The sequence below is a fragment of the Hymenobacter latericoloratus genome (genome assembly GCF_014199535.1).
In the GTDB taxonomy this organism is placed as follows: domain Bacteria; phylum Bacteroidota; class Bacteroidia; order Cytophagales; family Hymenobacteraceae; genus Hymenobacter; species Hymenobacter latericoloratus.
Map to the genome: position 1 here is coordinate 36,434 of NZ_JACHNV010000013.1, position 9,167 is coordinate 45,600.

A 9,167-nucleotide genomic window follows, 5' to 3' on the forward strand; every position below is an offset into this window, starting at 1 on the left:
GTATTAACCTATTCCCTAAACACCCTTACTGCATGCGCCACGACGAAAACCACCGCACCCACCGCATTGGCTGGCTTCGCGCCGCCGTGCTCGGGGCCAACGACGGCATCATCTCCACAGCTAGCTTGGTGGTGGGCGTCGCGGCCGCCAACGCCTCGCGCGAGGCCGTGTTGGTAGCGGGCGTGGCCGGGCTGGTAGCGGGAGCCATGTCGATGGCCACGGGCGAGTACGTATCCGTCAGCTCCCAGGCCGATACCGAACAGGCCGATATGGCGCGGGAAAAGGCCGAACTGGCCGCTGACCCAGCGGCGGAGCACCGCGAGTTGGCCGCCATCTACGTAGAGCGGGGCCTGACCCAATCCTTGGCGGACGAAGTGGCCAAGCAGCTCATGGCCCGCGACGCGCTCGGCACCCATGCCCGCGATGAGCTGGGCATCACCGAAACGGCCGCCGCAAACCCCGTGCAGGCCGCGCTGGCCTCGGCCGGCACGTTCACGGTAGGGGCGGCCCTGCCGCTACTGGTCATCCTGGTGTCGCCGGTGCAGCAGCTGACCTGGACAGTGTCCATTACTTCACTGGCATTTCTAGCGGCCCTAGGCGGGCTGGCGGCTTACGTGGGCGGCTCCAGCGTGCTGAAAGCCGCCGCTCGTGTCACGTTCTGGGGCGTACTGGCCATGGGGCTTACTGCCGTGGTCGGCCATTTCTTCAACGTCACGCCCGCGTAAACATCCAACCTGCATCTGCTCCCCTCCTTTTCTCCCAAACCTCTGTTATGAATGGTGCCCACCTTCACCTTCTGCTGAATCACACCCCCATCCTCGGCAGTTTGTTCGGCCTGTTGCTGCTGCTGGTGGCTGTCGTACGGCGGCAGGAAACGCTGATCAACGCCGGCCTGGTTGCGCTGGTCGTCGCGGCCCTGCTCACCATTCCCACCCAGCTCACAGGAGAAGGCGCGGAGGAAGTGGTGGAAGACCGCCCCGGCGTAACGCACGCCCTGATTCACGAGCACGAAGAAGCCGCCGAGTTGAGCCTCTGGGTAATGGAAGCCACCGGCGCGCTGGCCCTAGTCAGCCTACTGGCTCGGCGCCGCACAACCGCCCGCGCCCCGCTGTTTACCTACCTCACGCTGGCCGGAGCAGTAGTCAGCTTCGGCTTGCTGGCTCGCACCGGTAACCTGGGCGGCCAGATCATGCACCCCGAAGCCCGCCCTGGCTTCGTGCAGCCCGCCGAAGCCGAACACGACGAAGATTAGGTGCCGGCCCAGGGCCCGCTGGGCCGGCACCTAGGATTGCTTACTTGTGGCTGCCGGCGGCTAGGTTATCCAGCGCAGCCTTGAACTCCGGCGTGTCGTACTCGGCCATGCCGTCGTGGCGAGCGGCTACTTGGCCGTCCGAGTCCAGGATGACTGTGGAAGGAATCGAGTTAGAATCAAATGGCGGTACGAGGGGGCCGGCGGGAAAGTACACCGGGAAGGTGTAGCCCTGGCGCTTAAGCATCGCCTGGGCCTTGGCCGGGTTTTCGTCGAGCGAAATCATCACGAAAGCCACCTTCTTGGGGTCCATCTTCTTATAGAGGGCGTGAATGCCGGGCATCTCGGCCACGCAGGGCGGACACCAACTGGCCCACAGGTTCACGAACACAACTTTGCCCTTCAGGTCACTCAGGTTAGCATGTTTGCCGTCGAGGGTGAGTAGCGGCAGATTGTGCGGGTACGCAGCGCCACCCGTCGGCACAATGGGCGCGTCGGCCGGGGCCGGAGTCGCTACTGGCACATCCGGTTTCCACAGGCCCGTGGCCAGCAGGCCGCGCTGCAGGGCACCCAATACTGGCGTGCGCAACGGAGTGAACAGAACGAGGGCAAACAAAGCCAGTGGCAGCCACTGGAGCAGATTTTTACGATTCATGGTCGAAGGATTTAAACGCGCAACAACAAACAAATGAAAAAACGTTCATATATTAAACTCCGGCGGGCTTGGCCTTGGCTATCCTGACGTTCTGGCCGTCGGGCACCTGCTCGCTGGCTTCGCGAACCAACTCGTCGCCGGGCGCCAGTGGCCCGAACACCACCACCGTATCGCGGCTCAGCAGTTGGCCTTTGCGCACGGGTACCCACTGGGCCCGCCCTTGCTGCACGCGCACTACCTGGGCCTGCTTGGGTGCGTCCGGGGTGGCAAACACGGCCGAGGTCGGCACGGCAACGGCTTTCGCAGCGGTGGGCAGCGCCACTAGCACCTGGGCGTACATACCCGCTTTCAGGCGGCCATCGGCGTTGGGCACGTCCATCTCCACCAGCTCCGAGCGCACCGTCTGGCTCAGGCGGCTGGCGTTGCGGCGGAACACGCCGGTAAAGGTCTGACCGGGAAAGGCCGGTACCGTGAACGGCACCGCAGCGCCGGGCTGCAGCCACTGGCCGGCCGCGGCCTCGGGCACGGCCACTTCCAGGCGAAGGGTGCGGCTGTTTTCCAGCGAGAACATGGGTGCCGACGGCTGGCCCCCGCCCGGTCCCACCAGGGCCCCGGCTGACACGTTGCGGGCCGTAATAGTGCCGCTAAAGGGGGCGCGCACCACCAGGTAGTTGCTCAACTCCCGGCTGGCCTGCAGCTCAGACTGCGCAGCCTGCACATTGGCTTGGTCGGCCTGCATCTCGGCGCGGGCGCGCTCTAGGTCATTGGGCGAGATGGTGCCCGGCTCCTGGCTGGTGCGCAATAGCCGCTCGTAGCTAGCCCGGGTACCAGAAAGCTTGGCCTGCGCGGCTTGCCAGCGCGAGCGGGCGCGGGCCAGCTGGGCCGCCAGCTCGGGGGCTTCGAGCACGGCCAGCGTCTGGCCCTTGGTTACCCGCGAGCCGCGGTCCACCAGCACCCGCTGCACGAAAGCGCCCACGCGGGGGAAAAGGTCGACCTGCTCATAGGGCTTGAGCTCGGCGGGCAAGCGCAGCCGGCGCACGGCCGGGGCGTTGGTCAGCCGAAAGGTAGTTACGGTGGCCGGCGCGGCCGGCGTGGGTTTTTCGGCCGCGGGTTCCGAAGCGCCGGACGAGCAGCTGCCCAGCACGCCGCTCAGCAGCAGAGCCGCCGCCAGCAGGGAAGTATATCGGGGTGAAGGGGCAATCAATTTCAGGAAGGCATTCATAGAGACTCAGTAGGGAAAGAAGGAGAAGATTAGGCAGCCTGCCGGGTGCGGGCGGGGAGCAGGGAGCCGGACTCGTAGCCCACCCGGCGCATGGCCCAGCCGAACACGTGGGGCAGCACCAGCAGCGAAGCCAGCGTGGAAGCAATGAGCCCGCCGATGACGGCCTGGCCCAGCGGGGCAATCTGGTCGCCGCCCTCTCCCAGGCCCGAAGCCATGGGCAACATGCCGGCAATCATGGCAATGCTGGTCATCAGGATGGGCCGGATGCGGGTATCGGCGGCCAAACGGGCGGCCAGGGGCACGTCGCGGTGCTCGTGGCGCAGGTGGTCGGCGCTGGTGATGAGCAGGATGGCATTGGCCACCGACACGCCCACGCTCATGATCATGCCCATGTAGGACTGCAGGTTGAGCGTGGCCCCGGTAGCCAGCAGCATGAGCAGGGAACCCGCCACCACGGCCGGCACCACCGACAGCACCACCAGCGAGAGGCGGAACGACTGGAAGTTGGCCGCCAGCAGCAGGAAGATGACCACGATGGCCATGCCCAGCCCGGTCTGCAGGCTGCTCATGGTGTCTTCCAGCAACTGGGGCTGGCCCACCAGGTTGGCTACTACCCCGCGCGGGGGTTCGCCGACTTGCTTGAGCGCCTTACGCACAGCTTGCGCGGCGGTGCCCAGGTCGCGGCCCTGCACGTTGGCGGTGATGCTCACCAGGCGGTAGGGCCCCTGGCGGTCAATCTGGCCGGGCATCATGCGCGCCGACACCGTGGCCACCTCCCCGATGGTGGGGCGGGCCTGCCCGGCCTTGACGGGCAGCGCCTCCAGATCCTGCAACTGGGTGAGCTGGTCTTCGGGCAGCTGCACCTGCACCTGGTAACCCAGACCGGACTTGGGGTCGAGCCAGAGGTTTTTGCTGGTGAAGCGCGAGGACGAGGTGGCCGCTACCACCGACTGGGTGATTTCCTGGCTGGTGAGGCCAAACTGGGCGGCCCGCTCCCGGTCCACGTCGATGCGCAAAGCCGGGTACTGCAGGGGCTGGGCAATCTGCACGTCGCGCAGGTAGGCAATCTGCTTTAGTGCAGCCAGCACCTTGCGGGCGTGGCCGGCGGCTTCCTTCAGGTTTTTGCCCCCCACGTTTACCTGGATGGGCGTGGGCGCCCCGTCGCTCATCACCTTTTCCACCAGCTCAATCGGCTCGAAGCTTAGTTGTAAGCCCGGCTGCGCGTCGTGGATACGCCGGCGCAGCCGCTCCTTAAGCTGGCTCAGGTTCACGTGCACGCCCTCCTTCAGGGCCACCTGCATCAGCGCCTCGTGGGGACCGGTGGTGAAGACGAACACCGAGTTGACGGCGAAGCTGGCCGGCTGGGTGCCCACGAAGGTGGAGCTAATTTCCACGTTGTCGGGGCCGACTTCTTTGTTGATGATGGCCTGCACCGCCGCTACCGTCTGCTCAGTTTTTTCTAGGCGGGTACCCACCTTCTCGCGCAGCCGCAGCTGGAACTGTCCGCTGTTAGCCTGCGGAAAGATGTCGGTACCGATGACGGCAAATCCCGCTCCCACTATTATCAGCGACAATGCCAGGTAGACCAGCACCACGCCGCGCTGCCGGCCCTGGGCCCGCGTGAGCAGGCGCTGGTAGCCAGCCTGGAAGCGGGCGAAGAACCCGGTTTGTTCAGCTGGTTCGTCGTGACCGTGACCGGCAGCCGGGGCGTGGTCTTTCATGAGCCAGTTGGCCATCACCGGCACCAAGGTCTGCGAGAGCAGAAACGAGGCCACCATGGCAAAGCCCACGGCCAGCGACAGGGGCAGGAACATGGCACGCGGCACGCCTTCCATGATGAGGGCGGGCGCAAAGACGGCCAGGATGCAGAGCAGAATCAGCAGCTTGGGTAGGGCAATTTCGCGGGCCGCGTCCCAGATGGCCTGGGCCTTGGGTTTGCCACGCTCCAGGTGCTGGTGAATGTTCTCGATAGTCACCGTCGCTTCGTCCACCAGCACGCCGATGGCTAGCGCCAGCCCCGACAGGGTCATGATATTCAGTGTCTGCCCGAAGAGCTTAAGCAGAATCACGGCCGACAAGACCGACAGCGGAATGGTCGTCACCACAATCACCACGCTGCGCCAGTCGCGCAGAAACAAGAGCACCATCAGACCCGTGAGCACCGCGCCCAGGACGCCCTCCGTGACGAGACTTTTGAGCGAGTTGGCCACGTAGGTCGATTGGTCAAAGGCGTAGCTGAGCTTTACGTCCTCGGGCAGCAGAGCCCGCAGGGTGGGCAGCTTGGCCTTGACCTGCTGCACCACCTTCAGGGTAGAGGCGTCGGCCTTCTTGATGACCGGCATGTAAATAGCCCGCTTGCCGTTGATGACGGCGTAGCCAGTCGTCACGTCGGCCGCGTCCTCCACCGTGGCCACGTCGCGCAAATACACGCCGGGGCCGGCGCCGGTGCGCAAGGGCACGTCCAGGAAGTCGGCGGGGTTTTCAATCAGCGAGTTCACCGGGGCCATGTAGGCCACGTCGCCCATCTTCACGTTGCCAGCCGCCGAGGGCTGGTTGCTGCTGACGATGGCCTTTACCACGTCGTCGGGCGTGAGCTGGTAGCCGCGTAATTTGGCCGGGTCGGCCTTCACCACGATGGTGCGGATGTTGCCGCCGAACGGGGCCGTGGAGGTGACGCCCGGAATGGTGGTAAACATGGGCCGGATGCGGCTGGCGGCCAGATCCTGGAGCTGGGTCAGGGAGCTTTTCTCGCTTTCCAGCACCAGTTGGCCCACGGGCAGGGAGCTGGCATCGAAGCGCACCACCTGCGGGGGCAGCGTGCCCAGCGGCATAAAGGCCGTGGCCCGCGACACCTGGGTGGCCACCTCGGCGGCGGCCTGGGCCATGTCGGTGCCGGGGTAAAAGGAGAGCTTGATGAGCGTCAGGCCCTGAATGCTCTTGGTTTCAATCTTCTTGACCCCGGAGACGAACAGGAAGTTGTTCTGAAACTGGTTGGCCATGAAACCGTCGAGCTGCTCGGGCGAGAGCCCGCCGTAGGGCTCGGCCACGTAGATGGCCGGCACGTCCATGCTGGGGAAGATGTCCACGGCAATGTCGCGCACGGCGGCGAAGGCGAAAAAGAGGATGGCCAGCATGGCCACCACCACGGTGAGGGGCCGCTGCAGGGCCGACCGGATGAGTTCGTACATGCGGCTAGGGCGTTACGTGGGTGAAAAAGAAGGAAAAGTCGCCGGCGGCGGCGGTTTGCAGCAGCACGGCATGCCAGGCGGCGTTGGCCGTGAGCACCTGGTCCTGCTCGGCCTGCTGCAGCCCATAGAGGGCCTGCGTCACGTCGACCACGGTGGCCAGGCCGGAGTTGTACAGGGCCAGCTTCTGGCGGTACGCCTGGCGGGCGGCCGCAAGCTGCAAGGGTGCCTGGCGGGCGCGCTCGGCGGCCAGCTGCAGGCGCTGGTTAGCTAAAGTGGCCTGGTTGCTGAGTTCCAGCTGCTGCTGGCGATATTCCGCTTGCAGACCCTGGGTGCGTAGGTTTTCGGCCTTGGCCTGGGCCTGCACGCGGGGCCAGTCAAGCAGGTCGAACACCACGCCCACGCCCACGGCGTAGTTGAAGCGGGTGGGTGCGGCCCCGCCCAGCCCGTAGTCGGTGGTGCCGTTGTAGCTTAGCCCGGAGCCCCGGCCCCAGGTGGCCCCCAGCAGGGAAAGCCGGGGGCGGTACTGACGGCGAATGACCGTTTCGCGGGCTTGGCCCAGGTCCACGGCCCGCTGCTGCAGGCCCAGCGTGGGGTGCGTGGCCGTGGGCGGCACCAGCGCGGGCGGCAGGGTTCGGTTGTAGAGCGTATCGGGCTGCCAGGTAGCACCGGGCTGGCCCAGCAGCGTGGAAAGACGGGCCTGGCGGTCGGCTTCCTGTTCCTGGGCACTTACCAGCGCCAGCTTCGACTGGGCCTCGGCCGCGCGGGCCAGGGTGCTGTCCACGCCGGGGCGCAGACCATGCAGCGCCAGCCGGGTAATGGTCTTTTTGAGTATGAATACCCGGCGCACATCCTGCTCGCGCACCTGGCGCAGGCTTTGCGTAGCCAGCAAGTCGAGGTAGGTCTGGGCCACGCGCAGCTGCTGGGTGAACAGCTCGTTGTCGGCGTCGGCCTGGGCGTAGTCGCGGGCGGCTTCGGCGCGGGCCCGCTGGGCCGGGTACTGCCCAAAGGTGACCGGACTCCACTCCGCAAGGGCCGTGCCCATGCTGCCGAATACGGCGTTGTAGGAGTTGACCCCGCTCAGCGAGCCGCTGCTGGGAATGATAGTGCCCACGGGCAGCATGGTGCCGGCCACGGCGTTGGTGGAGCCGTAGCTCACCTGCCCGCTCAAGCGCACCGAAGGCAGGCGCTGGGTTTTGGTCTGGGCAATATCGGCCTCGGCGGCCTGCACCTGGTAGGCTTTAGCTTGCAGGTGCGGGGCCTGGGTGCGGGCCAGATCCAGGGCTTCTTTTAAGGAAAGTGGCCGGCCGGCGGCTGGATGAACCGGGCGCTGTTGTGCCTGGCTGACTGGACCCGTCAACAGCAGGGCGACGAGTAGCCAGGCACTACCTGCCGGCAGCCGCCGGACAGGAGGTACAAAAGGGAAAAACATGGGCTGAGAGAAGTCAGGACAGAAATCCGGGCCGGTCGCACAGGGGCGTAGCCAGCCAGTTACTAGGCAGATTTGCTGGGGCTCTCAGGAAAAGGCGGGACTACCCGATAACCAGGGTTAAGGCGGCCGCATGAGGCGGCGGGCTGGTCGGGGCATAAAAAACCCGGTTATCGCCCCCACGAACGGGGCAACTAACCGGGTACACACCCGGCTCCACGACGCGTTTTCCTAAGAAAAGCGAACGGGCGGAGCCTTGTTAGGGTGGTTGGCAAACGAGTGCTCGGGGCCGGCATTCGGGCCACGGGCGGGATTCAGGGTCGGCTCGTCGGCCGGGAACAGCAGCCCGAAATACAGGGCCGGGAAATCACCACTCAGCGCCAGATCCAGCGGCAGCAGCTTGGCTTTTACTTCTGGTGCGTGGTCGGCCTGCGGATCGGCCTGCACCGTCTGCAGCTTCTTTTTGCACAGGCCAGTTTGGGACTGTTCCTGCGGACTACCCAGCCCAGTGGTCGTTGTGGGGACCCGGGCAGGCAGCGGCTGGCAATGCAGGTAAACACCCGCATATAGCAGCAACAGCAAATGGGTCAGCAAACGAGACATAAACAATAGGGCTTGGTGCAAAGGTGCGCACTATTTCGGTAACCGAACGGGCTAAAGCCATACTGGACGGCGGCATGGTTGCAGCCAGGGCCGCATAAACCGTGCCGCCGTCAGGACAGCGGAGCCTTACAATAAACTTAAAGGCGATGCCCTACTGCCGCGAAGAAGGCATCTTCCCGTTCCTCTATTTTCCCGAGTTGTTTCATAGATAAAGCAGTGAGCGGACCGAACCGTTTAAGCTGGGCGGCATCAGCTAAATCCCGCAGCTCATGTAGCATGTTGTACAATGCCATGATGAAGTCGTAGTTCAGAATCCGACTCACAGTGCCTTGTTGGAATGCGCGGTCCAGGCGGGACTCCCGGCTCAAAAAGAAAAAGATAGTGATGTCGTACCGGTAGCCTACACCAATGGTGTTTGCGTCCATTAGTAGCGCACGTTGCGCAGGCTTCAGCAGTTTCAGGCGGTTAACAGCGCGCCGTTCTACTTCCTTGTAAAGCTTTTCCAGATTGTGGCCGAGGCTGCGGATCTTGAGGTAAGCATCTTCGGGTGTTTCATTAGGCGGTGACAGACTAACAATCAACGACTTCAAGGAGCATTCCGCACTCATCAACAAGTCGACATACATTTTGGAGAAGAAAGAGTTGGTGTCGTGGGGCCGGCTGGAATTCAGAATACCAACGCGCCAAAGGAAATCATTGGCATCAGCGGCGAATGAGGAAGCCATTTTTCGTTTCAACGATTGGCTGACATTGAACGGGCGGCCTTTCGGCAGGAGGGTGAGCGGGTTGATGGAAGCGGTACTCATGTGTTTGAAATATGGAAT

The 9,167-nt window shown here is 64.4% G+C and carries 8 protein-coding genes; 2 read left to right on the forward strand and 6 right to left on the reverse strand.

Annotation, left to right across the window (positions count from 1 at the left end; all coding sequences use genetic code 11):
* Positions 1-32 precede the first annotated feature (32 nt).
* Positions 33-725 (forward strand): VIT1/CCC1 transporter family protein, encoded by a 693-nt coding sequence (locus GGU46_RS21285; RefSeq protein ID WP_183405526.1) that lies wholly within the window; start codon positions 33-35, stop codon positions 723-725.
* Between the two features lie 47 nt (positions 726-772).
* Positions 773-1,252, forward strand: a complete 480-nt coding sequence (locus GGU46_RS21290) for a hypothetical protein (protein ID WP_183405527.1) — start codon at positions 773-775, stop codon at positions 1,250-1,252.
* 40 nt (positions 1,253-1,292) lie between these two features.
* Here GGU46_RS21290 and GGU46_RS21295 read toward each other — a convergent pair whose 3' ends face one another.
* From GGU46_RS21295 to GGU46_RS21320, 6 genes are all read right to left on the reverse strand, one after another.
* Positions 1,293-1,904, reverse strand: a complete 612-nt coding sequence (locus tag GGU46_RS21295; RefSeq protein ID WP_246399142.1) for a TlpA family protein disulfide reductase — start codon at positions 1,902-1,904, stop codon at positions 1,293-1,295.
* Between the two features lie 52 nt (positions 1,905-1,956).
* Entirely contained in the window at positions 1,957-3,126 is a 1,170-nt protein-coding gene (locus GGU46_RS21300; RefSeq protein ID WP_183405528.1) for an efflux RND transporter periplasmic adaptor subunit, read from the reverse strand.
* Positions 3,127-3,155: 29 nt separating this feature from the next.
* Positions 3,156-6,314 (reverse strand): efflux RND transporter permease subunit, encoded by a 3,159-nt coding sequence (locus GGU46_RS21305; protein ID WP_183405529.1) that lies wholly within the window; start codon positions 6,312-6,314, stop codon positions 3,156-3,158.
* A 4-nt stretch (positions 6,315-6,318) separates the two neighbouring features.
* Complete coding sequence (locus GGU46_RS21310; protein ID WP_183405530.1) at positions 6,319-7,743, reverse strand: TolC family protein; 1,425 nt, start codon at positions 7,741-7,743, stop codon at positions 6,319-6,321.
* A 228-nt stretch (positions 7,744-7,971) separates the two neighbouring features.
* On the reverse strand, positions 7,972-8,343 hold the full coding sequence (locus tag GGU46_RS21315; RefSeq protein ID WP_183405531.1) for a hypothetical protein: 372 nt from the start codon (positions 8,341-8,343) through the stop codon (positions 7,972-7,974).
* Positions 8,344-8,480: 137 nt separating this feature from the next.
* A partial coding sequence (locus tag GGU46_RS21320; protein ID WP_215906431.1) for a hypothetical protein occupies positions 8,481-9,167 on the reverse strand: 687 nt, incomplete at its 5' end.

Bases quoted from the DNA above. Each gene is read 5' to 3' on its own strand.
- GGU46_RS21300 (WP_183405528.1), bottom strand. From the start codon at position 3,126: ATGAATGCCTTCCTGAAATTGATTGCCCCTTCACCCCGATATACTTCC.
- GGU46_RS21290 (WP_183405527.1), top strand. From the start codon at position 773: ATGAATGGTGCCCACCTTCACCTTCTGCTGAATCACACCCCCATCCTC.
- GGU46_RS21305 (WP_183405529.1), bottom strand. From the start codon at position 6,314: ATGTACGAACTCATCCGGTCGGCCCTGCAGCGGCCCCTCACCGTGGTG.
- GGU46_RS21285 (WP_183405526.1), top strand. From the start codon at position 33: ATGCGCCACGACGAAAACCACCGCACCCACCGCATTGGCTGGCTTCGC.
- GGU46_RS21315 (WP_183405531.1), bottom strand. From the start codon at position 8,343: ATGTCTCGTTTGCTGACCCATTTGCTGTTGCTGCTATATGCGGGTGTT.
- GGU46_RS21310 (WP_183405530.1), bottom strand. From the start codon at position 7,743: ATGTTTTTCCCTTTTGTACCTCCTGTCCGGCGGCTGCCGGCAGGTAGT.
- GGU46_RS21295 (WP_246399142.1), bottom strand. From the start codon at position 1,904: ATGAATCGTAAAAATCTGCTCCAGTGGCTGCCACTGGCTTTGTTTGCC.